General features: G+C 63.5%; 16 protein-coding genes, 1 tRNA gene and 1 pseudogene. 7 read left to right on the top strand and 11 right to left on the bottom strand.

Going from position 1 to position 26,813, the window contains the following annotated elements; all coding sequences use genetic code 11:
• The first annotated feature begins 36 nt into the window (after window positions 1–36).
• Window positions 37–1,281 (top strand): MFS transporter, encoded by a 1,245-nt coding sequence (locus tag ACSQ3L_RS22585; protein WP_436161919.1) that lies wholly within the window; start codon window positions 37–39, stop codon window positions 1,279–1,281.
• 75 nt (window positions 1,282–1,356) lie between these two features.
• Window positions 1,357–2,508 (top strand): ribonuclease D, encoded by a 1,152-nt coding sequence (gene rnd, locus ACSQ3L_RS22590; RefSeq protein ID WP_436161920.1) that lies wholly within the window; start codon window positions 1,357–1,359, stop codon window positions 2,506–2,508.
• Between the two features lie 68 nt (window positions 2,509–2,576).
• Here the strand turns inward: rnd and ACSQ3L_RS22595 are convergent.
• From ACSQ3L_RS22595 to ACSQ3L_RS22615, 5 genes and pseudogenes are all read right to left on the bottom strand, one after another.
• Window positions 2,577–2,742, bottom strand: a pseudogene (locus tag ACSQ3L_RS22595) (MAPEG family protein); the annotation flags it as partial.
• A 37-nt stretch (window positions 2,743–2,779) separates the two neighbouring features.
• Window positions 2,780–3,403: a hypothetical protein gene (locus tag ACSQ3L_RS22600; protein WP_436161921.1), complete on the bottom strand. Its 624-nt coding sequence runs from the start codon at window positions 3,401–3,403 to the stop codon at window positions 2,780–2,782.
• Window positions 3,354–4,856, bottom strand: coding sequence for an IMP dehydrogenase (gene guaB / locus ACSQ3L_RS22605; RefSeq protein ID WP_436161922.1), 1,503 nt, complete (start codon window positions 4,854–4,856; stop codon window positions 3,354–3,356). Before guaB ends, ACSQ3L_RS22600 begins: the two co-directional genes overlap by 50 nt.
• Window positions 4,857–5,011: 155 nt before the next feature.
• Window positions 5,012–5,467: a PIN domain-containing protein gene (locus ACSQ3L_RS22610; protein WP_436161923.1), complete on the bottom strand. Its 456-nt coding sequence runs from the start codon at window positions 5,465–5,467 to the stop codon at window positions 5,012–5,014.
• Complete coding sequence (locus ACSQ3L_RS22615; protein WP_436161924.1) at window positions 5,464–5,709, bottom strand: type II toxin-antitoxin system Phd/YefM family antitoxin; 246 nt, start codon at window positions 5,707–5,709, stop codon at window positions 5,464–5,466. Before ACSQ3L_RS22615 ends, ACSQ3L_RS22610 begins: the two co-directional genes overlap by 4 nt.
• 286 nt (window positions 5,710–5,995) lie before the next feature.
• Between ACSQ3L_RS22615 and ACSQ3L_RS22620 the strand changes: the two genes are divergently transcribed.
• The gene (locus tag ACSQ3L_RS22620) at window positions 5,996–7,414 is read left to right on the top strand and encodes an MFS transporter (protein ID WP_436161925.1); all 1,419 of its coding nucleotides are present in this window, start codon (window positions 5,996–5,998) and stop codon (window positions 7,412–7,414) included.
• A 109-nt stretch (window positions 7,415–7,523) separates the two neighbouring features.
• On the opposite strand, the gene ACSQ3L_RS22625 is transcribed toward ACSQ3L_RS22620, so the two are convergent.
• Complete coding sequence (locus ACSQ3L_RS22625; RefSeq protein WP_436161926.1) at window positions 7,524–8,270, bottom strand: RlmE family RNA methyltransferase; 747 nt, start codon at window positions 8,268–8,270, stop codon at window positions 7,524–7,526.
• Between the two features lie 237 nt (window positions 8,271–8,507).
• Window positions 8,508–9,947 (bottom strand): Ppx/GppA phosphatase family protein, encoded by a 1,440-nt coding sequence (locus tag ACSQ3L_RS22630; protein ID WP_436163505.1) that lies wholly within the window; start codon window positions 9,945–9,947, stop codon window positions 8,508–8,510.
• Window positions 9,948–10,251: 304 nt separating this feature from the next.
• Here ACSQ3L_RS22630 and ACSQ3L_RS22635 point away from each other — a divergent pair, with 304 nt between their 5' ends.
• From ACSQ3L_RS22635 to ACSQ3L_RS22645, 3 genes are all read left to right on the top strand, one after another.
• The gene (locus ACSQ3L_RS22635; RefSeq protein WP_436161927.1) at window positions 10,252–11,184 is read left to right on the top strand and encodes a lysylphosphatidylglycerol synthase domain-containing protein; all 933 of its coding nucleotides are present in this window, start codon (window positions 10,252–10,254) and stop codon (window positions 11,182–11,184) included.
• Window positions 11,185–11,343: 159 nt separating this feature from the next.
• Window positions 11,344–11,417: transfer RNA gene (locus ACSQ3L_RS22640), tRNA-Gln, on the top strand.
• A gap of 447 nt (window positions 11,418–11,864) precedes the next feature.
• Window positions 11,865–12,515 (top strand): hypothetical protein, encoded by a 651-nt coding sequence (locus ACSQ3L_RS22645; protein ID WP_436161928.1) that lies wholly within the window; start codon window positions 11,865–11,867, stop codon window positions 12,513–12,515.
• A gap of 218 nt (window positions 12,516–12,733) precedes the next feature.
• Here ACSQ3L_RS22645 and ACSQ3L_RS22650 read toward each other — a convergent pair whose 3' ends face one another.
• The gene (locus ACSQ3L_RS22650; protein ID WP_436161929.1) at window positions 12,734–13,420 is read right to left on the bottom strand and encodes a D-lyxose/D-mannose family sugar isomerase; all 687 of its coding nucleotides are present in this window, start codon (window positions 13,418–13,420) and stop codon (window positions 12,734–12,736) included.
• Between the two features lie 179 nt (window positions 13,421–13,599).
• On the opposite strand from ACSQ3L_RS22650, the gene ACSQ3L_RS22655 reads away from it, so the two are divergent.
• The gene (locus ACSQ3L_RS22655; RefSeq protein WP_436161930.1) at window positions 13,600–14,658 is read left to right on the top strand and encodes a D-TA family PLP-dependent enzyme; all 1,059 of its coding nucleotides are present in this window, start codon (window positions 13,600–13,602) and stop codon (window positions 14,656–14,658) included.
• Window positions 14,659–14,892: 234 nt separating this feature from the next.
• Here ACSQ3L_RS22655 and ACSQ3L_RS22660 read toward each other — a convergent pair whose 3' ends face one another.
• From ACSQ3L_RS22660 to ACSQ3L_RS22670, 3 genes are all read right to left on the bottom strand, one after another.
• Window positions 14,893–15,657 (bottom strand): heme ABC transporter permease, encoded by a 765-nt coding sequence (locus ACSQ3L_RS22660; RefSeq protein WP_436161931.1) that lies wholly within the window; start codon window positions 15,655–15,657, stop codon window positions 14,893–14,895.
• Window positions 15,658–15,924: 267 nt separating this feature from the next.
• Window positions 15,925–17,706: a glucan ABC transporter ATP-binding protein/ permease gene (locus ACSQ3L_RS22665; protein WP_436161932.1), complete on the bottom strand. Its 1,782-nt coding sequence runs from the start codon at window positions 17,704–17,706 to the stop codon at window positions 15,925–15,927.
• Window positions 17,707–18,218: 512 nt separating this feature from the next.
• Window positions 18,219–26,795, bottom strand: coding sequence for a GH36-type glycosyl hydrolase domain-containing protein (locus tag ACSQ3L_RS22670; RefSeq protein WP_436161933.1), 8,577 nt, complete (start codon window positions 26,793–26,795; stop codon window positions 18,219–18,221).
• Between the last annotated feature and the right edge of the window lie 18 nt (window positions 26,796–26,813).

Here is a 26,813-nt window from a genome sequence, read left to right on the forward strand (position 1 = left end):
TTCAAGAAGGGATCACCGACACGTGATCACCCCTTTATGTCCTCCATCCGCCCGCTGATCCCGCTCCTTCTCGCCGCCGGCATCCTGCTCGGCGGAAATGGGCTGCAGAGCACGCTGATCGCGCTGCGCGGCGCCCAGGAAGGGTTTTCCGCTTCCGTTATCGGCCTGATGGGCACCTTCTACTTCGCCGGCTTCCTGCTCGGCTGCCTGGCCATCACCCGCGTCATGAAGGCGGTCGGCCATATCAGGGCGTTTTCGGCGCTGGCGGCGATTGCCTCGGTCGGCACCTTGCTCCTGGTGCTGGTCATCGATCCGGTGATGTGGTGCGCGGTGCGCTTTGCCGGCGGTTTCTGTTTCGCCGGGCTGTTCACGATCGTCGAAAGCTGGCTGAATTCCGGCGTCAGCAATCATGACCGTGCGCGCGTGCTGGCGATCTACCGGATGGTCGACATCGGTTCGGTGACATCAGCCCAGTTCCTGATCCCGATCTTCGGCGCCGGCGGTTTCGCTATCTTCGCCATCATGTCGATGATGATCACGCTGTCGCTGGTGCCGGTCTCGCTCGGCGACCGCTCCAACCCAACGCCGCCCGAGGACGTCAAGCTCGACCTCGCACGCGTCTGGCGGATTTCGCCGCTGGGCTGCTTCGGCTGCATTGCCGTCGGCGTCACCAACAGCGCCTTTCGCACTTTGTCGCCGGTCTATGCCGAGCAGATCGGCATGTCGGTCGCCGATGTCGTCACCTTCGTCAGCGTCGGCATCTTCGGCGGCGCGATCATCCAGTATCCGCTCGGCTACCTCTCCGACCGCTGGGACCGGCGCGGTGTGCTGCTGATGACGACCTGCTGCGCGATGCTTTCAGCGCTGGCGCTGGTGTTCATCGCCGGCAGCAATCCGCTGCTCAACTTCGCCCTCGTCTTCATCTTCGGCTGTTTCGCCATGCCGCTCTATTCGCTGTCGGCGGCGCATTCCAACGATCGCGCCGACACGGGCGAGTTCGTGCTGATCAACGCGGCGCTGATGCTGTTCTATTCCTTCGGCGCGATTGGCGGCCCGTTTGCCGCCTCGACGGCGATGCAATATTTCGGACCGGGCGCCCTGTTTGTATTCAGCGCGGTGGTCTATGCGATCTTCATCGCCGTCATCCTCTACCGCATGCAAGCCCGGTCCGGCGTGCCGGCAGGGCGGCGCAGCCGCATCACCGCGCTCTTGCGCACATCGACGGTTTTCGCCCGGCTCGCCAGGAGAAACGGCGATTCCGAGGGGCCGGGAACCTCATGACGACGGTGCCAAAGCTTGACGAAAGCCCCGCCGGCTGAAATCTAGGAAGACCTTACTCCTGCCAAAAGCGATTTGATGCACGTCATCACCACCCAGAAAGAACTCGAGACCGTTCTCGCCGCTTTCGAAAAGTCGGATTTCGTCACCGTCGACACCGAATTCATTCGAGAAACGACGTTTTGGCCGATCCTGTGCCTGATCCAGATGGCCGCACCCGGCGTGACGGCGCTGATCGATCCGCTGGCGCCCGATATCGACCTGAAGCCGTTCTTCAAGCTGATGGCCAACGAGGCGGTGGTCAAAGTCTTTCACGCCGCGCGGCAGGACATCGAAATCATCGTCCATCTCGGCGATCTGGTTCCGCATCCGGTGTTCGACACGCAAGTCGCGGCGATGGTCTGCGGTTTCGGCGACAGTGTTTCCTACGATCAGCTCGTGCAGCGCATCACTGGCGCGCGCCTCGACAAGTCATCGCGCTTTACCGACTGGCGCCACCGGCCGCTTTCCGACAAGCAACTCGACTACGCGCTGGCCGACGTCACGCATCTGATCGAGGTCTATCAGCATCTCAGCGCCGAACTGGCGCGGGAAAACCGCGCCCATTGGCTCAACGAGGAAATGGAGGTTCTGACCTCACGCGAGACCTATGACCCGCATCCCGAGGACGCCTGGAAGCGGCTGAAGATGCGGCTGCGCAAGCCGCAGGAACTGGCGATCGTGCAGGGCGTGGCGGCGTGGCGCGAGCGCGAGGCGCGCGAACGCGACGTGCCGCGCGGCCGCGTGCTCAAGGACGATGCGATCTACGAGGTGGCGCAGCAGGCGCCGCGCGACGCGGCAGCCCTTGGCAAGCTGCGCACGACGCCAAAGGGCTGGGAGCGCTCCTCGACCGCTACGGCATTGCTTGGAGCGGTCAACGCCGCCCTTGCCTTGCCCAAGGAGCAGATGCCGAAGCTGCCGAAGAGTTTCCAGCCGCCCGAGGGTTCAAACGCCGCGGCGGAGCTGTTGAAGGTGCTGCTGCGGATCGTCGCGGAAAAGGAAGGCGTCGCCTCGAAAGTGCTTGCTTCCAGCGACGACATCGATCGCATCGCCGCCGAAGGCGAGGAAGCCGACGTCCCGGCCCTGCAGGGCTGGCGGCGCGCCGTATTCGGCGAGGCAGCGCTGAAACTGGTGCGCGGCGAGATCGGCATCAAGTTCGACAAGCGCAAGATCGCGGTGTTTGATCTTTAGGGGTGCGGACTTCCCTTCTCCCCTTGTGGGAGAAGGAGAACTGCTCTGCTCAAACCACGCCGAGCAGGATTGGCGGCAACGGTGATGCTGGAGGCCGGCTCGGTCGAACGCACCTTGAACTGACCGGCCTTGGCTTCGCCTGATCTAATTGCGCTGTATCTGCGGCGACCCAGGACGCCGTAGACGCAGCAGCACATGCGCCAGAACAGGCCAGAAGATCGTGGTCTGGTTCATGAAGCGCCCCCTGCCCGGCTGGGCGTTGCGTGCGGCATCAAGCCTGGCGTTTCTGGCCTGCCAGCCAGAAGGCGACAATGACGATCGCCGGGACGGCGAAAAGCGCGAATTTGGTGACGGTGAGCGCCGAGGCGAGAGACAGCGAGTCCGGGTTCGCCGACAGGAAATCGGACAGGAGCCGCGCCACCGCGATGTTCTGGGCGTAGTGGGCAAGCGTGTAGGGCAGCACTAGGACCAGCGCGAAGATCGACTGCAGTTGCGCCGACAGCACGCGGAAAGCCTTCAACCGCCGGCCGACGGCCAGGATCAAGCTGACAAGCGTCACCGACAGCAGCGCCGGGAACAACAGATCGAAGGTCAGATAGTGCCAGACCAGGATGATCTCGCCGCCACGCCGGCCGAGCGCCGTCAGCCAGGCCATGCCTTCGTCGGGCGTGAAGCCGAAAACGCGCATGTCGAGTGAGGGCAAGCCGCCACTCAACCGGCGGAAGTACAAGAATTCCATCACCGTCATGGCGATGAATACTGCCGCCGACAGGAAACAGAGCGCGGCCACGTGACGCGACAGCCGCAGGATCGTCGCCGTCAGGTTCCGCCCGATCCCGTATTGGTCAGGCTCCGCCGGGATAATTCGGGCTTTCGCGGGTAATCGTGACGTCATGGGCGTGGCTTTCACGAAGTCCGGCATTGGATATGCGCACAAAGGTGGCGCGCTCGCGGAAATCGGCAAGGTCGCGGCCACCAACATAACCCATAGCGGCTTTCAAGCCGCCCGCAAGCTGGTGCAGCACGCCAGACACAGGTCCTTTGTAGGGAACCTGTCCCTCGATGCCTTCAGGGACCAGTTTCAGCGTGTCGCGCACCTCGGCCTGGAAGTAGCGATCGGCGGAGCCGCGGGCCATGGCGCCGACCGAGCCCATGCCGCGATACGCCTTGAAGGAGCGGCCCTGGTGCAGGTAGACCTCGCCGGGGCTTTCGTCGGTTCCGGCCAGCAGCGAGCCGATCATGGCCGCACTGGCGCCGGCGGCGAGCGCCTTGGCGAGATCGCCGGAATATTTGATGCCGCCATCGGCGATCACCGAGACGCCGGATTTGTGCGCCGTCTCGACCGCCGACATGATCGCTGAAAGCTGCGGCACGCCAACGCCGGCAACGATGCGGGTGGTGCAGATGGACCCCGGACCGATGCCGACCTTGACGGCATCGGCACCGGCGTCGATCAGCGCCTGCGTGCCCGCGGCGGTGGCGACGTTGCCGGCCAGGATACGAACCGAGTTGGAGAGTTTCTTGGCGCGAGTCACCGCGTCAAGCACGCGCTGCGAGTGGCCATGCGCGGTGTCGATCACCAGAAGGTCGACGCCGGCATCGATGAGGCGTTCGGCGCGCTCGAAACCGTCATCGCCGACGCTGGTGGCGGCGGCGGCGCGCAAGCGACCCTGGGCGTCCTTGGTGGCGTGCGGGTTGAGCTGCGATTTCTCGATGTCCTTAACGGTGATCAATCCGACGCAATTGCCCTGCCTGTCGACGACGACCAGCTTTTCGATCCTGTGCTGATGCAGAAGCCGCTTGGCCTCGTCCTGGTCGACGTTCTCCTTGACCGTGATCAGGTTGTCACGGGTCATCAGTTCATGGACCTTCTGCGCCGGATCGGACGCAAAGCGCACGTCGCGATTGGTCAGGATGCCGATCAGCCGTCCGACCTTGTGGCCGCCAGTGCCACCATTCTCGACCACCGGAATGCCCGAGATCGAATAGCTGCGCATCAGGCCGAGCGCATCGGCGAGCGTCGCGTCGGGGCCGATGGTGACAGGATTGACCACCATGCCGGACTCGAATTTCTTGACCTGCCGCACCTGCTCGGCCTGTTCGGCCGGCGAGAAATTGCGGTGGATGACGCCGATGCCGCCGGCCTGTGCCATGGCGATGGCAAGTCGCGCCTCGGTGACGGTATCCATCGCCGCCGAGAGGATCGGCACGTTTAGGTCGATGTCGCCGGCAATGCGGGTGCGGACATCGGTTTCGCCGGGCATGACCTCGGAATGACCGGGCTGCAGCAGCACGTCGTCAAAGGTCAGCGCCAATGCGCCGGTGGACGTTTCGATGATTTTTGCCATGGCCAGTCCCTTGAATATAAAACGCGGTGGGGAATACAAAAAAGCGCTGGACCGGAATGGACAGCGCCGACTCGTTTCTTCCCTTTCAGGATTGGCGCTGGCTGGTACCACGTCCCGGCGCCGATGAAAAGCCGATCGTCGCGGCGTTTCGCGTTCTATCCGGAAGACTCCCCCAAGAGCGCACTCAGCAATGCGTGACGCGGCGATGCGAAAGGGCTGACGACAGTTACTCCGCCCCATGTGAAGCCGTCTTGCAGGTCTTCCGAAAGGAGCATCCGACAGCCGGTTTGCGAAGCAGTGGACAGAATGACCGCGTCCCAAATGCCGAAGTGGTGGTCCGTAGCCAGATCAGCCGCCATCATCATTACGTCTTGCGTTGTTCCGGCAACTGGAAACGCGTCGCGCCAGCCCAGAAGGGCATCCCGGACTTCCACAGGCGGTCTTCCGGCCTTGCGGACGAGAACGTTATACAGCTCACCAAGGACCTGAACAGGAATAACAGCAGCCTCTTGCGGCAGGTTGCGCAGCAGTTCGAGAACGATATCGCGCTTCTCGGCACCGTTGACCCCTTCCGCGTAGGCAAGGATATTGGTGTCGAGCGCGACCTTCACCGCTCGTCCTTGTAGAGCTCATCACGGGTCCAGCGCCCGACATTCACAACAGGCTGGCGTTCGAGGCGCGACAACAACGCCAAGCGCGAGCGGGAAGCCACACCCTGCTGTCGATCGGCGGGCACTATTCGCGCAACCGGGCGTCCGTGACTGGTCACGACGTAGCTTTGTCCTTCGCGAACACCGCGCAGGATGAGAGAGAATCTGCGGTTGGCATCGGCTGCGGAAACGGCTTCTTCCATGACAAAGTCCATATGGTAGTTATATTCACTACAATAGCGCGGCACATCACCATTCGCAAGCTATTCTTCGCTGTTTGGCCAGCGCCTGGAGACGCAACGAGAGGACCTTGGCTGTCTCAGCAGTTCTGATTCAGGCACTGCGGCAGGCCAAGCGAACCGCCAGCCTCCCCGCAGTCGCACAAAAGTGACAGCAAATTAACACGACATCAGGGCCAGCCCATGATAACCGCCCTGCATATTGGCTTGCCTCCCGGTCAATCATAAAGAATCAAGTCGGACGCGTTCCTTGAACCGCACCATCCCGCTCATCCTGGCGGTCGCCCTTTTCATGGAAAACATGGATTCGACCGTCATCGCGACATCGCTGCCGGCGATCGCCATCGACATCCACACCAGCCCGATCGCGCTAAAGCTGGCATTAACGGCCTATCTCGTGTCGCTGGCGATCTTCATTCCGATCAGCGGCTGGATGGCCGACCGTTTCGGCGCCAAGAACATCTTTCGTGCCGCGATCGCGGTCTTCATCGTCGGCTCGATCGCCTGCGCGCTCTCCGGTTCGCTGCCGGCTTTCGTGGTCTCACGCTTCCTGCAAGGCATTGGCGGCGCCATGATGACGCCCGTCGGGCGGCTGGTGCTGGTGCGGGCGACACCGAAGAGCGAACTGGTCGCGGCGATGTCCTGGCTGACCGTGCCTGCACTGGTCGGGCCGTTGGTCGGACCGCCTGTCGGCGGCTTCATCACCACCTATTTCACCTGGCACTGGATCTTCCTGATCAATGTGCCGATCGGTCTGATCGGCATCTGGCTGGCGACGCGTTTCCTGCCACGGACCGATTCGATCGAGACGCCACCGCTCGATTTCATCGGTTTCGTGCTGAGCGGGCTGGCGGCATCCGGTGTGGTGTTCGGCCTGTCGGTGGTCAGCCTGCCGTATCTGCCGCCAACAATCGGCGTCATCACCGTAACGGTCGGCCTCGTGTCGGGGGCGCTCTATCTGCTGCATGCGCGGCGCGCCAAAAATCCGCTGCTGGCGCTCGAACTGTTCCGCAACCAGGTGTTCCGTTCTTCGGTGCTCGGCGGATCGCTGTTTCGCATCGGCATCGGCGCAGTGCCGTTCCTGCTGCCGCTGATGTTCCAGATCGGTTTTGGCCTGACGCCATTCCAGTCCGGCATGATCACCTTCGTTTCGGCGATCGGCGCCATCGGCATGAAATTCGTCACCGCGCTGATCTTCCGCATTGCCGGCTTCCGCCGCGTGCTGGTCGTCGGTTCGCTGGTCGCCGCGGTATCGATAGCCATCAACGGCCTGTTCACACCCGACACACCCTATCTCTTGATACTGGCCATGCTACTGGTCGGCGGCTTCATCCGCTCGATGTTCTTTACCGGCGTCAATGCGCTCGCCTATGCCGAGGTTTCGGCAGAAGACACCAGCAAGGCCACGCCGATTGCGGCCGTGTTCCAGCAGTTGTCGATCGCGCTGGGCGTGGCGGTGGCCGGCGGCATCCTGGAAGTGTCCACAAGCCTGAACGACAGGTCGCTGACGCTGGCGGATTTCCACACCGCGTTTTTCGTCGTCGCGGCGATTTCCGCCGCCGCGTCGCTGTCGTTCATGCGGCTGGCGCCCGATGCCGGCAACGCCGTCTCCGGACATGGTCGGTTGACGGCGCCCAAGACGTTGGAAGCGAGCACGGCGGGGAAGTAGTTGCCTCTTGCCTTCTCCCCCTGTGGGAGAAGGTGGATCGGCGCGACAGCGCCGAGACGGATGGGGGTGTTCCAGCGGAGTGAGACGCTGGTGTTCCCTGGAACACCCCTCATCCGTCGCCTTCGGCGACACCTTCTCCCACAAGGGGAGAAGGAAGATCTCGCCCTTTGAAATCTTTTGCCAGCAAATAGAGCTCGACCGATTCATCGCGTGATGCCGGCGGCTTAACGTGATGGACGGAGCGGAAGTTCTTCTTGAGCATCGAGAGCAGCTCGTTTTCAGCCCCGCCCTGGAAGGTCTTGGCGAGGAAATGGCCGCCCGGCTTCAGCACCGACAGCGCGAAATCGGCCGCCACCTCGCACAGATGCATGGTGCGGATGTGGTCGGTCCGCTTGTGGCCGGTGGTCGGTGCCGCCATGTCGGACAGCACGATATCGGGATCCCCGCCCAGCGCCTCGGCCAGCTTTTGCGGCGCTGCCGGGTCGAGGAAATCCATCAACAGAACCGGGGCGCCGGGCACGGCGTCCATTTCCAGGTAGTCGATGCCGATGACATGCGGCTTGTCGGCCGTCGATTTCGTCCGCGCGGCGGCAACCTGGCACCAACCGCCAGGGGCGGCGCCCAGATCGATCACTTTCATGCCCGGCTTCAGAAGATGATGCTTGTCGTCGATCTCGATCAGCTTGTAGGCCGCGCGCGAGCGGTAGCCGTCAGCCTTGGAGCGCTGGACATACGGATCGTTAATGTGGCGCTGCAGCCAGCGACGCGACGATTCCTTCAGGCCGCTCTTCTTCTTGATCCGCGTCTTCAAAACGCGAATGCTGGCGGAGCCTGGTTTTTCCGGTTTCTTGGTCATTGTGTGATTTCTTGTCTGAGTTTTCTAGCTCGCCGAGTTGTGGCCGTTTTTCGACGACCGCGCGTTTCGTGAACGGCTTCCCCCACTCCGTCGCCGCTTCGCAGCGCCACCTCTCCCCCCTCCGGAGGGAGAGGAAAGGTGCCAGCCTGCATAAGCTCGCGCCCTTCCTCTCCCCCGTCGATCGGGGGAGAGGTGTCGAGCGAAGCTCGACGGAGTGGGGGTCGACTGTTCACGAGCTCACGCTCTACCACGCCCATCGTTGCGCCAGACGCCGTCATCGGCCATCAGCTCGCTCAATATGCCCTCGCGCAGGCCACGATCGGCGACGCGCAGACGCTCCGACGGCCATACGGCGCGGATTGCTTCGAGGATGGCGCAGCCGGCCAGCACCAGGTCGGCGCGATCGGCACCGATGCAAGGATTGGCGCAGCGCTGCTGGAAATCCCAGCCGACCAGCCGTTCGACCATGCGGTCGACACTGTCGCGGTCCATCCACAGTCCGTCGACGCGGCGGCGATCATAGCGCTCGAGGTCAAGGTGAACGCCGGCGAGAGTCGTCACCGTTCCGGACGTGCCCAGCAGATGGAAATTCGGGCTCGCCTTGAGGTGGCTCAGCCGGTCGCGCCCATCGAATCTGGCCAGCCGGCCGGCAACGTCGTCGACCATGGCGGCGAAGATCTCGCGCGTCACCGTGCGGCCGCCGAAACGCTCTGCCAGCGAGACGACGCCCACCGGCAGCGACGTCCACGACACGATATGATTGGCAAGCCTTGGCGAACGGCGGCCGGCGAGATCGATCAGAGCGATTTCGGATGAGCCGCCGCCAATATCGAACAGCACGACCCCTTGCGTATCACGCTCGACCAGAGAGCCGCAGCCGGACACCGCGAGCCGCGCCTCGGTCTGACGGTCGATGATCTCGAGCTTCAGGCCGGCCTCGCGCTCGACGCGGTCGAGGAACTCGATGCCGTTTTCGGCGGTGCGGCAGGCCTCGGTGGCGATCAGCCGGGCCTTTCGGATCTTGCGGTTGCGCAGTTTGTCGCCGCAGACTTTTAGCGCCTCGACCGCGCGGTCCATCGCCGGCTGGCCGAGCCGGCCATTGGCGGTGAGCCCCTCGCCCAGCCGGACGATGCGGGAAAAGGCATCGATGACGCGGAATTGGCCATGCCGTGTCGGCACGGCAACCAGCAGCCGGCAATTGTTGGTGCCGAGATCAAGTGCCGCAAACACGGGAAGCTCGTGCACCGGCGGCCGACGGATGGCTTGCTCGGGCCGTGCCAATGCAGCGGCGGACGAAGCCACCGATTCCGCCGGCCTGTGCGCTTCTACCGCCGGAGCACCGGTTTTGCCTGGCGCCGGCGATCGATTCTCCGTGGGACGCGCTTCGTCGCGCGCGAAAACCTTGCGCCCGCGCCTTCGCTTGCGCCGCTTCTTGGGCTTGCCCTTCTGGGGCGCGTCGCCGGCCTGCCCGTCCGCGGAGCGGGACTCCGTCGGGCGGCGTTGCTGCCAGCTGGCGGTTCCCGGGCCAATTGACCCTTGGGAAGCGCTGGACACGCCCACCTCCGGCGCGCCGGCGCCGGTGTCGTGGTCTTCCACTGTCGTTCCTTCCGGCGCCGCGCGAACCGATGATGGACGCTGCAGGCGCTTCAGTGTTTTAAGTTGCCGCCAGACTAACAGTGCCGCGCCCGATCACCAAGAGCCGCATGCCGAATTTTGCCGACTGGGCCTTGCAAACCATCATTCCGGAAGCATTGCGTAACGTATCCGCAAGCCTCGGCTGCTAGCGCAACGCCGGCTGGCGCCCTTTCAGCCGCTGGCAACACGGACAAATCCTGGCGGTTGTCGTTGTGAAAAACCTTCGCGGTTGAATAGCCGGCTTCGATGAGGCATTTCTGAAATGAGCGGAAGAACCGGGCATAACCGGCCTCCTCGCATCACCGACACAAAAGCAAGCGGACCCGCAACGCATGGCAGTCAGGCAATGAACTGGAGACGCTATTTCTGGCCGGTCGTCGGTCTCGCGGCGGTGATTTTTTCGCTGCTGCTGCTGTGGCACGAATTGCGCGGCATTTCGCTCGACGATGTCTGGGACGGCATATCAGCCATACCTGCCCGCGGCTGGATCCTTGCGGCGCTGAGTTCGGTCATCGCCTATGCCTCGCTCGCCGGCTACGACCACATCGCGCTCCTGCACATCGGCAAGCGCGTGTCGTGGCTGTTCGTCACGCTGTGCTCCTTCACCACCTATGCGCTGTCGCACAACATCGGCGGTTCGGTGTTTTCCGGCGCCGTCATCCGCTACCGCGCCTACGGCACAAAGGGCCTGACCGGACAGGATATCGGCGTGCTGGTGGCGATCTGCTGGATCACCTTCGTGCTGTCGACGATCTTCGCCTCCGGCCTCGTGCTGGTCTTCGAGCCCGAGATACTCGACCGGTTTTCCGGCATCGCCCACCATGGCCTGTCGAAGGCGGCGGGCATCGCTATGCTGATCCTTGTCGCCGCCTATGTCTTCGGCAGCTGGCTGCATCTGCGCCCGCTGAAGATCGCCAGCTTTCAGCTGCACTATCCGGCGCTGCCGATCGTCGCCAGGCAATTGCTGATCGGCCCGATCGAGTTGCTGGCGGCGGCCGCGATCATCTTCTTTGCCCTGCCGGGAACCCACAATCCCGGCTATTTCGTCGTGCTTGGCGTCTTCCTCGTCTCCTTCTCGATCGCGCAGATCTCGCACGCCCCGGGCGGCCTCGGCGTGTTCGAAGTGGTGTTCCTTGCCGGCCTGTCCGACATGGACCCGGTCGGCGTGCTGGCCGCGCTGCTGGTGTTCCGGCTGTTCTATCTGATCATCCCGCTGATTCTGGGCCTGGGCGTCGTGTTGTTCTTCGAGCGCTCGCAGTTTAGCCGCAGCGAGAGCTGAGACGCCGACGGACGACGCCTGGAGGATAACACCTGGACCGACTGACAAAACCTGGCGATTGAACCGCAGAGCAGGCTTGACTATTTCCCGCTGGCGGCTACAAGGCAGCGCTCACAGCGGCTTGGCCGCTCGGCCCGCACGGTTCATGACCGCGCCTGCTGGGGAATAGGTTAACGGTAGACCCACGGACTCTGACTCCGTTAGTCCTGGTTCGAATCCAGGTTCCCCAGCCAGACATTTCTCGAAAACAACCAGCAGTGTTTCAGGGCGCGGCTCTCCCTTACCGCGGTTAACGCGGAAAGCCCGCTCCTCTCGCGGCCTCATCGGCCTTTCTTCCTCGCCGCGCAGATGCTTCATGCGGGCTTCCCGGATTCCTGGCCTCGTCGATCTGGCTCCTGGGGAACGGAACATGGCCCTTTAATTAAATTAGCAGCAATGCATGAAATGGCTTATAATTCGGACAGCCGGCACTGCCCCCCCAAGCCGGTTAGGCTCGGCGCCAGTCCCCTCGATACCCCCGACGCCGGGCCGCTGCTCCTAAGCCGCTGGTCAGGATGAGCGCGTGTGCGATATGACGCGTCATCGGTGTCTATGCGACGGAATCATGGAAGGCGAGATTGCCCGGTCGTTGCGTGCGCCTTAGCGAAGCTTCATGAAAGGTTCCTGCACGAGGCCACGTAATGCTCACTGATAGCCAGTACATTCTCGAAAGCATCAAGCAGGGGTGCGTGATGCTTACCGATGACGAGTTCGTCATCGACAGGCTGGTGAAGTATTTCGGCAACGGGAGGATTCGCTGGCACGTCGAATTCCGTGGGCATCGCATCGAGTTGACGACAGGCCAGCTTAAGAAGCAGCCGACCTTCCGCAGGAAGATACTCGAACAGGCCGGGGTACTGCCGCCCCAGCGTGCCGGGGCCAACTATAGGCGATGGGCACTCGATGTGAGGAAGAATGCCGTCGAGCTTCCCTGGCGGGATAGGCCGGTCGATGTCGGCTTCGCCATCGACAGGCTCACCAGCCATGGCGACGGGCGCTGGACGGTCGAATACCAGGGCAAGGCCATCAAATTCACGACGACCAAACTCCGCAGGCAGGTTAGTTTCCGCAAACGCATGCTGGCCAAGGCCAAGGTGCTGCCGCCCCAGTTGGACCCGGTTGCCTATCGGAAGTGGATGGACTGGCTCATTCAAAACGCCACCGAGGCCGACCCGCAGGCCGGCGATGTCTTGATGACCGAGAAAAGTTGGCTTGACGACTTGCCGGAGCTAGCCGGCTGGCAAAATGAAGCGCCGGCCAAAGGACCAGCCAGTGGTGGCGGTAGTGTCTAAAAGCAAAGCGGCCATAGTACTCGTTGGGCGCTGCCCGGGCTGTTGGAATGCCTGAAACGGCGTGGCGAGACCGATGAATTGCCGGCATTGCAGGCAAGCCTTGCCACGGCGATGGCCAGAGCAGACGTGCCGATCAGCTCGTCCTGCCTGTGCAGGACAAGCGTGCAGTCAGCGCCAGGCTGCTGTCGTTGAGGCCGCCCGGCGCAGCCGATCGGCGCTCAGCCCAGCCACTTCTCATAGTCGGACACCAGCAGGTGCACCGGGGCGACGTCCTCGTCGATGTTGGAAAACCGTCCGATCGGCTCGCGGAAGACGTTGTCGGTGAGATCGTCATTGACGGTCGACACCTCGCCGATCAGCACATCCTTGCCCTCGGCCCAGAAGGCATGCCAGACGCCGGGCAAAAGCGTGACGCTCTGGCCCGGGTCGAGCTTCAGGAGCCCGCCAGCCGGTAGCCTGTGGATGGTTCCGTCGACAGGCACCGAGACCTCGGCCTTGGGATCAATGCCGCCGTCGCGGTCATGCATGAACAGTTCCAGCACCAGCTTGCCACCGCCACGGTTGATGATGTCCTCGGCCTTGATGTTGTGGCGGTGCATGGGCGACAGCTGGTCCTTGCGCGAGATCATGATCTTCTCGGCATAGAGCATGCCCATGCCCTTCTTCATGTCCTCGTAGCGGCCGTTGCGAACGGTGAACAGGAACAGGCCGAGCTCCTTGAACTTCTCCTGGCCGTAATCGGTGATGTCCCAGCCGAGCCGCGAGGAAAACACGGCCGCGGAGTCGGCCTGGCGCGCCTTCGCCTCCTCGGGCGACCAATAGGCGAAAGGCGGCATGATGTAGCCGAACGAGCGAATGAAAGCGTCGGCTTCGCGGATGATGTCGTTGATGGCGGAGCGTTTCATGACCATGGTCCCTTCATGTCGGCTTTTTCGATAAATCGCATAGCGGAACGCCGATCCGGTGTCGATCCTGTCAGGCCTTCAGCCTCGAGCACATGGACCACAGATAGGCTCCGCTGGCAGCGTGACATCATGCTCTTTCAGGGTCATAACCCCCGCGGACTTCCATGGGGTGACAGACGATGCCGACCATCCACGACCTCGATACGCCATCGATCCTGATCGACGCCGCACGCGCCGAAGCCAACATTGCCCGCGCCCAGGCCCATGCCGACAGAAACGGGCTGAAGCTCAGGCCGCACATCAAGACGCACAAATTGCCTTACTGGGCGAAGAAGCAGGTGGCGGCGGGTGCGGTCGGCATCACTTGCCAAAAGATCGGCGAGGCCGAAGTGATGGCCGATGCCGGCCTTGCCGATATTTTCCTCCCCTACAACATCCTCGGCCGCGCCAAGCTGGAGCGGCTACTGGCGTTGCACCGCCGTGTCACCCTTTCAGTCACCGCGGACAGCATGGAGACGCTGGAAGGACTGGCCGCCACCTTCACCGATGCCGGCCATCGTTTGCCGGTGCTGGTCGAATGCGACACCGGCATGGGCCGCTGCGGCGTGCAAACGGCCGGCGAAGCGGTTGCGCTGGCAAGACGGATCGACAGCGCCGGTGGCCTCGCCTTCGGCGGGCTGATGACCTATCCGGCCGCCGGCCGCGCGGCGGAGGCCGAGGCCTGGCTCACCGAGGCCAAGCAGGCACTAGCCGCGTCTGGGCTCGCCTGCGAGCGCATCTCCAGCGGCGGCACGCCGGACATGTGGCGTTCCAGCGACGCATCGGTGGTCACGGAGTATCGTCCCGGCACCTACATCTATCTCGACCGCTATCAAGTCGCGAAAGGCGTCGGCACGCTCGACGATTGCGCGCTGACAGTGCTGTCGACGGTGGTCAGCCACCCCACGGCAACGCGCGCCATCCTCGATGCCGGCAGCAAGGCGCTGTCCAGCGACACGCTCGGGCTCGCCGATTTCGGCGAAATGCTCGGGGTTCCTGGTGCGCGGGTGACCGGTCTGAGCGAGGAACACGGCACCGTCACGCTTTCGGGTGATGGCAAGCTGCGCATTGGCGAGCGGGTGCGGGTGGTACCCGACCATTGCTGCGTGGTGACCAATTTGTTCAACGAGGTCAATCTGATCGACGGCGACAAAGTGCTGGAAACGCTGCCGGTGGCGGCGCGCGGAAGGATGGGGTAAGAGTCATCATCTAAGCCAGCGAAACGCCGTAGTATCTTCAGCGACGTCGGCGGGACAGCGCCCCCCTCTGGCCTGCCGGCCATCTCCCCCTCAAGTGGGGAGATTAGCAGCTTCAGCGTCCCACTCACTGCTGAGGGATAGACGTTGGCGAAAGCCAAAATTACAGCCGATCTCCCCCCTTGAGGGGGAGATGTCCGGCAGGACAGAGGGGGGCGCGAAGGATCTCGACGCGCGTCAGTTGGCGGACCGTTCGGCCAGCCGTGCCGCAACCCTGCGCATGGCAATGACGCGGCGGCGGCGGATTTCGGTGCGCATCGCCATCAGGTGCAGCGCGAAGAACAGCACGGTAAAGCCGAGCGCCATCACCAGCAGCGGCCACAGCAGGCTTGGGTCGATGGTCGAGCCGCCCATGCGGAACACCGAGGCCGGCTGATGCAGCGTGTTCCACCAGTCGACCGAGAATTTGATGATCGGGATGTTGATGAAGCCGACCAGCGTGATGATGGCGGCGGCCCAGGCCGCGCGGCTTGCGTCGTCGAGCGCGCGGGTCAGCGCGATGATGCCGAGATACATCAGGAACAGGATGAAGACCGAGGTCAGCCGCGCATCCCAGACCCACCAGGTGCCCCACATCGGCTTGCCCCAGATCGAACCGGTGATCAGTGCCAGCGCGGTGAAGACAGCGCCAATGGGTGCCGCCGATTTCAGCGCGACATCGGCCAGCGGATGCCGCCAGACCAGCGTGCCGAGTGCGGAAACCGCCATCAGCGTGTAGCACATCATGGCGAGCCAGGCGAAAGGCACATGGATATACATGATGCGGACGGTGATGCCTTGCTGGAAATCCTCGGGCGCGGCGAAGCTCATATAGAGCCCGACGGCGAGGATAATCGCGGCAATGGACGCCAGCCAAGGCACGACCCTGTCGGCCAGCCCGACGAAGCGCGTCGGGTTGGCAAGATCCATCCAGCCGGTCAGGCGTGAAGTCGTGTCGCTCATGCGGCTCTACATAAACCGCCGACGCGTTTGGGGCAATCGAGCGGTGGTGTCGCAGGGCTGGGCAGCGCTTTCCTTCTCCCCTCGCGGGAGAGGTGGATCGGCGCGTAGCGCCGAGACGGCTGAGGGGTGCCGGAAGGAATGAGGCGTTGGTGTTTTCTGCAACACCTCTCATCCGACCGAGCTTCGCTCGGCCACCGCCCTGGGGCGAGCCGCGGGTCTCGCCCCGTCCTTCGGACCCCACAAGGTGAGAAGGCAGAGACGCCCAGCTTAGGCAGCCGCTTCCTGCTGCTGCAGCACGGTGCGGCTGAGGCGGCGGACCTCCTCGTCGTTGAGTAAGCCGCCGGCGCGCAGCAGGCTGGCAAAGCGGCCATTGCGCAGCGACAGCTCGGTGAAGCCGCCCATCTCGACCACCCTGCCCTTGTCCATGAACACGACCAGATCGGCGTCGCGAACGGTGGTCAAGCGGTGGGCGATGATGAAGGTGGTGCGGTCGCGGCGCAACTCGTCGATCGCTTCCTTGACGCGGTCCTCGGTCTCGACGTCGAGCGCGCTGGTCGCCTCGTCGAGCACCAGGATCGGTGCGTCCTTCAACACGGCGCGGGCAATGGCGATGCGCTGACGCTCGCCACCCGACAACTGGCCGCCGCGTTCGCCAACCAGCGTGTCGTAGCCATTGCTCTTGGACAGGATGAAGTCCTGCGCGGCAGCAGCATTGGCGGCGGCATGGATCTCGTCATTGGTCGCATCGGCGCGGCCAACACGGATGTTGTCCTCGATCGAGCGGTTGAGCAGGCCCGCATCCTGGAACACGGTGGCGATCGAATGGCGCACCGACTTGCGGGTCACGGTGCGGGTGTCGATGCCGTCGATCAGGATACGGCCATGCGACGGCGAGAAGACACGCTGCAGCAGGTTGATGAGCGTGGTCTTGCCGGCGCCCGTCGGACCGACGATGGCGACGGTCTGGCCCGCCTGGACCTCGAAGGAGACGTCGTCGATGCCATGGCCCGAATTGGCGAATTCGAAGCCGACATTCTCGAAGCGGACATGACCGGTGACGTTGGCGAGATCGCGCAAGCCGTCCGGCTCGGCGGCGTCAGCCGCGGAGTCCTCGAGGTGATAGAAGTCCTCAAGCTTGGCACGGGCCTCGGAAATCTGGTTGGCGAAAGCCGACATCTGGTCGAGCCTGGCGATCAACATCGTGGCAAAACCGGTGAAAGCGATGACGTCGCCGACACCCAACTGACCATGAGTCACGAGATAGGAGCCGATCGACAACACGATCAGCATCGAGATTGCCGATGACAGACGGTGCAAGGCATTGGCCAGCGCCCACCAGTCGAGCACAGGGTTCTGCGCGTCGAGCAGGTTCTTGACGTAGCGGCGCAGCGTATCGGCCTCATGGCCGAGGCGATTGTAGCTCTGCAGCACCGCAACGTTGCTGACCGAGTCGGTCACATGCGCGAACACCTTGTGGTAGTGGCGCTCGACCGCGGCCTGGCCCGCCTTGGTGCGGCGCATTACCATCCGACCGATGCCGACATAGAGCAGTCCTAGGCCAAGCAGCACCGCCGACATGCGCAGGTCCATGCTGATCGCGGTTGGGACCAGTAGTACAAGGGCGACAGCCGTGGACAGATGCTGGCGCATGAATTCAAGCCAAAGGCTGAACAGGGTTTCGACGGCGCGCAGCATCGTGTGCAACGCATTGGAGGTGCCGTGCTGATGGTGCCAGGCGAGCGGCATGGTGATCACGCGCTCGAAGGACTGGCACAGAACTTCGCTGCGCCGCTTGTGAGCAAAGCGGTCAGCACCGCGCGCCACCATGACGAAAGCAACGATGTTGAAGGCGCCGAGACCGGCCCACATGACCAGCGTGGTGAAGACAGAGCCGCGCTCGGAAATGGCGCCGATGACGCGACCGAACATAATCGGCTCGAGAAGCGCTACGATGGCGAGAGCTATGTTGGCCGAACAGATCAACGCGACGCGTTTCCTGTCCGCGGCCAGATAACCGAGGGCTCGCCAGTAGATTTGCAGAAGGGTCACCCCAGTTACTCCGCCATGCTGTTTATTGTGCACTGCATCATTTTATTCGTACCGGTTGATACGTCGCAAAACAATGGCCGTGTACCTCTTCAGTTCCCTTAGCGCGAACAAAAGATGGCGACGTTCCGAAATCTGCCGTGATCACCTAACGGTTTGAGAAGAAAGGTAAAATGTCAGGCATGCGGCGAAATCATGGCAGCTGGCGCGCGCTGCCACAATTTTAATCAGTAACGATGTCGGGCGGATGACTAAGGCCCAAATGCCTTCTGCGCAGTATAGTGCGAAACAAAAGCTGCCTTGCGCCGCTCCAGGCGATGGGCGGCCACGTCTCGCAGCTCGACGCAACTCCTAAGGAGCGCCTCAAGCCTTTGATTTCATGGCTTCTAAGCGGCATGCGCCTTCGTCGGGCGGATAGCAACGCCAGGCGGGATGGCGCGCCCGTCATCCTGTCATTGTGCAAAAACCGCGCCCCGGGGTTTAGCCCCGAGAGCACGCTTTTTGGGCAACATGCATCAGGCCGGGATCCTGATGACGACGTCGGTCACCTCGCCGTCTTTCAGTTCGACCGCCGAAGCCTTGCTCTTTGCCCCATTCAGCTCCAGCGACATCGCCTTGGCCTTATTGTCGCGGATGACGCGAACCTTGAGTTCCGCCCCCAGCATCTTGAGGTTTGCCGAATAACCATCCCAGTGGCTGGGCAGTTTCGGTTTGAACTGGACACGCTTGCCGCGCCGTTCGATGCCCAGGATGCCCTCGACCGCCGCCCTGTAGAGCCAGCCGGCGGAGCCGGTGTACCAGGTCCAGCCGCCACGACCGCCCTTGCTGTTGCTGGCATTGCCGTCATCGGCATAGATATCGGCCGCCACGACATAGGGCTCGACGCGATAGTGCTCGGCCGAGGCCTCGTCGGTCGCATGGTTGACCGGGTTCAGCATCGTGAAACAGCGATAGGCCTCATCGGTGCGCCCCATCTCGGCGAGTGCGATGACAAACCATGTGGCGGCGTGGGTGTACTGGCCGCCATTCTCGCGCACACCAGGCGGATAGCTCTTGATGTAGCCGGGGTTCTTCTCGGTCTTCGAGAAGGGCGGGGTGAACAGCTTGACGATCTTGAGCTTGTCGTCGACGAGCAGCTTCGTCGCTTGCTCCATCGCCGTCGTCGAGCGTGCCGGATCGCCCTCTCCCGAAAGTACGCTCCAGGACTGGGCGATGGAGTCGATCTTGCACTCCTGCGAGTTGCGAGACCCCAACGGGCTGCCGTCGTCGAAGCTGCCGCGCCGATACCATTCGCCGTCCCATGCCGTGCTTTCAAGCGCCCGCTTCAGAACATCGGCATGTTTTGCCCAGGCCTGTGCACGCTTGGCATCGCCCTCGGTCTTGGCGACGGGAGCGAAGTCGCCAAGCGTCTTCAAAAGGAACCAGCCAAGCCAGACGCTCTCGCCCTTGCCGTGCTCGCCGACGCGGTTCATGCCGTCGTTCCAGTCGCCGCCAAGGATCAGCGGCAGGCCCGCGGGGCTGCTGCGCTTGATGGCCAGGTCGAGCGCACGCGCGCAATGATCGTAGAGCGACGCCGTCTTCTTCGAGATTTCCGGGGTGAAGAAGGCATCGTACTCGCCCTCGCCCAGCGCCTGTCCATCGACGAAGGGCAATTGCTCCTTCAGGATGGTGGCATCGCCGGTGACCAGCAAATAGCGCGCCGTGGCGTGGGCCAGCCAGACCACGTCGTCGGAGATCAACGTGCGCACGCCGGCCCCGGTGCGCGGCAGCCACCAGTGCTGCACGTCGCCTTCGGGGAACTGCCGCCGTGCCGCGTTGAGTATCTGGTCGCGCGCCAGTTGCGGGTCATGCGCCAGCAACGCCAGCGTATCCTGCAACTGGTCGCGGAAGCCGAACGCGCCGCTAGCCTGATAGAAGGCGGAACGGGCACGGATGCGGCAGGCCAGGCTCTGATAGGGTAGCCAGTGATTGACCATGGCGTCGAGCGCCCTGTCCGGCGTCTCGACCTGGATGGTGTCGAGGAAGCCACGCCATGCGCGCTCATTGTCGGCCAACCGCTGGTCGAAATCCTTGGCCCGATGCTTCTGGACAAGGGCGCTGGCCTCTTCAGCCGATTCCGCGTCGCCGAGCAGCCAGAGCAGCGTCACGTCGCCGCCGGCCGGAATCTCGATGTCGCGGGCGATCGCCGCGCACGGATCGTCGCCCGCCTCGACACGGCCCGATAGTGCTGCACCACTCAGCACCGCCTGCGGCAGCTCGCTGGAGCCATGCCGACCGAGGAACTCCGAGCGGTCCGATGTCACCGAATGGACGCCGCCATCGGCGGCAAGGAAGGCCACACGCTCACCGAAATCGAGCCCGTAGGGGTTTTGCGCCAGCAGCGCCCCGGTACCGGCGTCGCGGGACGGGACGATGGTTGCCGCCGTGCGCGATCGATGCCCGCCGAGCACCCATTCGGCATAGGCATAGACACGCAGCCGCGCCGGCACCGAGCCGGAATTCTGGATGCGCAGCCGCGAAATCTTCACCGGATCGACCGGATCGACAACATGGGTAAGGTCCATCGACAACGGCCCGCGGTTCGAACGGAAGGTCGAGAAACCCTGGCCATGCCAGGCCTCGTAGGTCATCGAGGGATCGCGCACCACGGCAGCGAGCGGCGAAAACGCCTTGCCGCTGGCCTGATCGTAGATGTAGAGGCCCTCGCCCGGCCGGTTCGAGACCGGATCGTTGGACCATTGCGTCAGCTGGTAGTCGCGGCTGTTGCGGCTCCAGGTGAAGGCAGCCCCCTCGGCGGAGGTGTGGAAGCCGAACGAGGCGTTGGAGACGACATTGATCCAGGGCTGCGGCGTGGTGCGCCGGCCGGCCAGGCGCACCACATAGTGCCGCCCGTCGCCGTCGAAACCGCCAAACCCGTTCCACTGGCTGAGCCCGCTGCCATCGGCGCTGACATTCGCCATCGCCTGCGAGGCAGATGCATGCGTCGTGGGCATCAGCGACAGCGGTTCACGCAGGATCGGCAATGCTGCCAGAGCGTCGCGCGCCTGCAGGGCCGCCGCCTCGGCGCGCTCGATCTGGTCGAAGATGGTGCCGTTGCGCGTGTGCAGGACCACCCGAGCGACGGCGAGCAGCGTCTTGTAGGTGGTCTCGTCCATGAGGTCGCGGCGCACCGCGAAAATATGTTGACGAGGTCCGAGTTCCTTGCCGCGCAAGCGGCTGTTTTCGCACAGTGTCTCGACCGCCCGCTGCAGGTCCTGGACATAGGAGGACGCCTGCTCGTTGACGACGACGAAGTCGATCATCATGCCGCGGGTGCGCATGTATTCCTGGAAACGCAGCGCCTGGGCGACGATTTCGAGATCGGCGACGTCGCCGATCCTGACCAGGAAGATCGGGAAATCGCCGGAAATGCTTGTCGGCCACAGGCTCGACTGCTTGCCCAGCCCCGAGGAAATGGATTCGGCGGGAAGACGCAGGAACGGATCCGGATAGATCAGGTAGCGCGCCAGCTTCTGCACATTGGCGGCATCGGTCAGGCTGAGGCCCATATGGCGGGTCTGCACCTGGCTACGCGTCCAAGCGAGCATGGCCTGGCGGGCAAAGCTTTCCGGATGGTCGAGGCGGGCGATGGCCTCGTCCAGGTCGGCACGGCCGGCGCCGACAACAGTCCAGAAGGTCAGCGATATCTTCTTGTTGGCCGGCACGCGCACCTGGCGGCGCAGCGAGGCCACGGGATCGAGCGTGAAGCCTGAATGGCCGCCGAGCCTGGCGCCCGGATCGAAGGCGGCCGCGTCGACGATGGTGCGGCCACGGCCGATAAAGGCGCGCCTGTCGGTCTCAGCTTCGGCATCACGCGCCGATCCCGATGGATCGGTGACGAAATGCACCATGGCGATATCCGGCTCGCTGGTCTCGCGCTTGCGCCGCGTGGCAAAGATCGCCGCGTTGTTCGATGCGATTTCGGTTTCCACGAACATCTTCGAGAAGGCCGGATGCGCGTTGTCGGATGCTTCCAGGCCGAGCACCAGTTCGGCAAAGGACGTGACTTCAATGTGACGGTCGGTCGGACCGTCATTGTAGAGCGTGACCCGACGTCCCTCGCCATTGCCTTCCGAAACGACGATGCATTCGACCTCGGAGCGCAACGTGCCCACCGATTTGACGAAGCTCGCCTTGTCGTCGGAGAACAAGGTCTGCGCCTTTTCGTCTGCCGCACGCTTTGGCTCAGCCGTCGCCGACCACCAGTCGCCGGTGTCGGCGTCACGCAGGAAGATGTAGGATCCGAGCCGGTCCTCGGTCGGATCCGGCTGCCAGCGGGTGACGGAGAGATCACCCCAGCGGCTGTAGCCCGAGCCGGTCGCGGTGACCATCACCGAATAGCGGCCGTTCGACATGACGCTGGTCGAGCGCAGCGATTGCAGCGGGTTGAGCACGATGCGGGTGTCGGGGCTGTCGATCTCGGTCTCGTCCTTGGCGCGTTCGTCGGCCTCGGTCCTTACGGTCGCGGTCGGGATGTCGCGCGGCGCCCTCTCCTGCAGCAAAAGTTCGGCCGATTCGATGACCGGATCGCTGTGGAAGCGGTCGCGCATACGGCCTTCGAAAATGGCATCGGCAACCGCCACGATCGACATGCCCGAATGGTGGGCCATGTAGTTCTGCACGACGACATGATCCGTGCCTTCCGGCACGCGCTGCGGCGTGAAGTCGACGGCGTCGTAGTAGCCGTGGCGGCCAAGTGCGCCGATCTCCCGCAGCCGGGCGAGATTGTGCACGGCTTCGCGCGGATTGAACTGTGCCGCGAGCACGGTGGCGTAAGGCGCGATCACCGTGTTCTGGCCGAGGCCGCGCTTCAGGCCGAGACCGGGGACGCCGAAATTGGTATACTGGTAGGTCAGCTCACGGTCGCGGGCGTTGTAGGCCGCTTCCGAAATGCCCCATGGCACGTTCTTCTGGCGGCCATACTGGATCTGGCGCTTGATGATCAGCTTGCTGGTCTGGTTGAGAATGCTGCCTTGCGCTTCCTTCATCACCAACGGCGGCATCAGGTACTCGAACATCGAGCCGGACCAGGACATCAGCGCGCCCTTGAAGCCGATTTCGACGATCGGCCGGCCAAGCCGGAACCAGTGCTCGGTCGGCAAGTCACCCTTGGCGATGGCGAACAGGCTGGTCAGCCGCGCCTCGGAAGCGAGAAGGTCGTAACAGCTTTCGTCGAGCTGGTGTTCCTCGACCCGGTAGCCGATCGACAGCAGCTTGCGCTCCGGCCGCATCAGGAACGAGAAATCCATCTCGAAGGCGAAGCGGCGCGTGCGCTCGCGCAAGGTGAGCAGCTTGGCGCGCAGTGCCTCGACGGCATTGTCGTCGCTGTGCGCGTCATGCACATGCGCCTCACAAGTGGCTTCCAGCCTTGCCGCCCAGTCGACGATGGTGTCGCTCTGGGCCGATACCGCTTCGGTGTGGATCGCAGTCGCAAGTTTACGGATCTCGCCGGCAAGGACAGCGAGGTTGATGGTGCGGATCGAGGCCATTTCCGGCTGCGCCTTGATGGTGTCGACCGCGCGCCGCATGCCGTCGAGGCGGTCGGCGAGGCGCTGGCGCAAGGGGCGCAACTGGCGGCGGTCATCGGGCAGATCATCAAGGCTTTCGCTGAGGATGGTGACGGTGTCGAGAATGCCTTCGAAATCGCCCTGGAGATGGACGGAGGGCGCCTCCGCCCATTCGGCGCAGGCCGCCGCCACCGCCACCAGATGGCCGGCCAGATTGCCGCTGTCGACTGCCGAGATGTAAAGCGGATAGAGCGGCTTCAGCGTCGTCGTGTCATACCAGTTGAAGAGATGACCGCGCTCACGCGGCATGCCCTCGATCGTGGCCATCGTGGCGTCGATGCGGGTGATGGCATCGGACAGGCTGATCCAGCCGAAATCGCGGGCAGAGACGACGGACAGCAGGTAGACGCCGATATTGGTCGGCGAGGTGCGTGGTGCGACGACCGGCGCCGGGCTTTCCTGGAAATTGTCCGGCGGCAGATGGTGATGCTCCGATGTCACGAAGCTTTCGAAATAGTGCCATGTGCGCCGCGCCACGGTGCGCAGCGTATGGATGTCGGCCTGCGATATGCGCAGCCGATCCTCGGTTTCAGCCGAACGGCTGATCCAGCTGGCGATGGCCGGCGAGCCAATCCAGAACAGTGCGAAGAAGAAGGCGACGAAGGCGCCGGTCGAATCGGCCAGCACCGGAATGGCAAGGCCGACAAAGCCGATGATCACGGCGCCATACATCATGCCGTAATACGATCCGACATCATTGTCGCCCGCCTTGTGCGCCTGCGAGGCGGTGCGCCATTCCAAAAGGTTTTGGCGGCTGACGAACAACCGGTAAAGCGTGCGGACGATGGCATCGCCCATCATCCAGGCGTTATGCGCCATCAGCACGATCTTCATGGCCACCATGGCAGTGCCGAAGGCGACGTCGCGCGCCAGGGCCGAGAAATGGCCGCGCGGCGTCTGGTCGCCGCTCTTGGGCAGGATGGCGTTGACGATATCGAATGTCGGCGCCATGAACAGGCTGAGGATCAGCAGGGCCTGCCATTGCGCGGCCTGCGTGAAGGGCAGCAGCGTCCAGCCGGCGATCGCCGCCATCACCCAGAAGATCGGCGTCAGCGAACGGCGCAGATTGTCGATCATCTTCCAGCGCGACAGCGCCGGCACGCCGGAGCGCGGATCGAGCATGAAGCCAAGCAGTTGCCAGTCGCCGCGTGCCCAGCGATGGTGGCGCGAGGCGTCGACCGAGTAGCGCGTCGGATAGTCCTCGACCAGTTCGACGTCGGTGACCAGCGCCGAGCGCGCCAGCGCGCCTTCCAGCAGATCGTGGCTGAGGATGGTGTTTTCCTCGATGCGGCCCTGCAGCGCGGCCTCGAAGGCGTCGACGTGATAGAGGCCCTTGCCGGTGAAGGACCCGTCGCCGAAGACGTCCTGATAGAGGTCGGACACGGCAAAGACATAAGGGTCTAGGCCACGGTTGGCCGAGAAGACCCGCTGGAAAAACGATGCGTCGTCGCCGCTGGTCAGCGATGCGGTGATGCGCGGCTGCAGGATCGCGTAGCCGGCCGTAACGACGCGCTTTGCGGCATCGAAATGCGGACGATTGAGCGGGTGGCAGAGCTTGCCGACCAGGGTCGCGACCGCGTCGCGGGTGGTGCGCGTGTCGGCATCGAGCGTCATCACATGGACGACGTTCTCCGGCAGCGGCACGTCGAGCGGCAGGAAGGTGGTGTCGCTGTCGCCGCGCAGCAGAAGGTCGAGCTCGTGCAGCTTGCCGCGCTTACGCTCCCAGCCCATCCAGGACCCTTGAGCCGCGTTGAAGAGCCGGCGACGGTGCAGGAGGTAGAAGCGCGGCGCCCCTTCGGAGGGATAGCGGGCGTTGAGACGAGCGATCTCGGCGCGGGCGAATTCGAGGATTTCGGTATCCGCCGCATCGATCTCGGTCTTGCTGTCGGGCCAGTCCGACAGCAGCGCGAAGTGGATTTCATCGGCCGTGTTTGCGAGATGATGCACCTCGATGTTGCGGATGTTTTCCTCGACGTCGTCGCGCGAGCCGATCAGCGACGGCACCACCACCAGCGTGCGCGCCTCGGGCGGCACGCCGTGCCTGTAGTCGTAGCCGACGAGGCGCGTCGGTTTCAGAAACAGCGACACGACGGTGTTGAAGAAGGCGAGCGCACCTTCGCTGGCCGGCACGGCAAACAGCGCCAGCATCAGGATGATCGAGGGCACCGACAGGCCGAGATTGGCAAGTGCGTTACCGGAGAGGACGAGAAGCAGGGCCGTCAGCGCAAACACCGGTACGACGATGCCAAGCCATCCTGTCTTGCGGAAGGCGCGTTTGACCGTCTGGCTGATGGTCGGCCGGTAGCCGATCGCCTTCTCCAGTTCCAGCCGGCGTGGGCCGACGAGAAAGAAGCCGACATCGGTGTGGGCGGATCCGGTTAAAACGACGTCGCCATCGCTGGCGGCGTGGCCGGCCAGCTCGATGGCCCTCTCGGCGACGCGATGTTCCGAAAGGTTCGAACGGCGCGCCAATTCCTCGATCGCGGTCCGGTACTGGTCGCGCGAGAAGAAGTCGAGCGCGGCGAAATCGGTGCGCTCGCGCAGCACGGTGTCGATGCGGCTGACGCCTTCGAACCACACAGTCCAGTCGATGTCGTTGATGAGGCGCAGGCCGCGGATGATGTTGCCCGTCGTCACATTGCCGCTGGACAGCGTGTGATGTTCGGAAATGATGATTTCCTCGGCATCGGAGCCGGTCTTTTCGAGCTCGCCTTCCAGCCATTCCAGGGCCTTGCCGGCATTTTGCGAACCATCGCGCAGGCGGTAGAGCAGTTGAGTGGCAAAGGTGGTGTCCTGCGCGTGGGCGCCGAAGTTGGACAGGATAGCCTGCCGGTCGCCGCTGTCGTCGGTCGCCAGGACATTGTCGGCCACATCATTGGCGATCTGGCGCATCTGGCGGGTGCGATTGACCCTGACCGCCAACCGGCGGAGATTTTCGATCAGGACGAAGCGCAACAGCGAAGGCAGCGCCCAGAGTTCGCCGATCTTCAGCGGCTCGACCGATTGAAAGCCCTGGACGATGGATTTGAACATCGTCGCCGAAACGGAACTGTCCGAATGCGCCACATAGGTCCAGGCCAGCGCCAGCGCGCGCGGCACCGTGCCGTTGTCAGGCAGTTTCAGGGTCGGCAACTGGCGATAGAAGCGGCGCGGCAGATCGCGCTTGACCTGGAAAATGGTCTCTTCGACCAGATAATTGTTGTCGAGCAGCCATTGTGCCGCCGGAGTGATCGTCTCGCCCCTCGCTTGCGCGGCATTGGTCGAACGGTAGACTTCCAAGATCTTCTTGGCGCTGTCGCGGACACGAGCCTGAAAATCGAAGGGCCTCAGGCCGAACAGATCGGTGAGATCACCATTTGCCAGGCTTTCGCCAAGCAGCCGAAGCCGCTCTTCGGGCAGGTAATTGGATCGGATCGGCTCTTCGGTGATGGCCGGGAAGCTTGCGCTTGTCTTCTCGATTTGGGCAGGGTTCGTCTGAATATTCATTGAAAATTCCGTAAGCGG

The organism is Mesorhizobium sp. LjRoot246, assembly GCF_964254115.1.
In the GTDB taxonomy this organism is placed as follows: Bacteria; Pseudomonadota; Alphaproteobacteria; order Rhizobiales; family Rhizobiaceae; genus Mesorhizobium.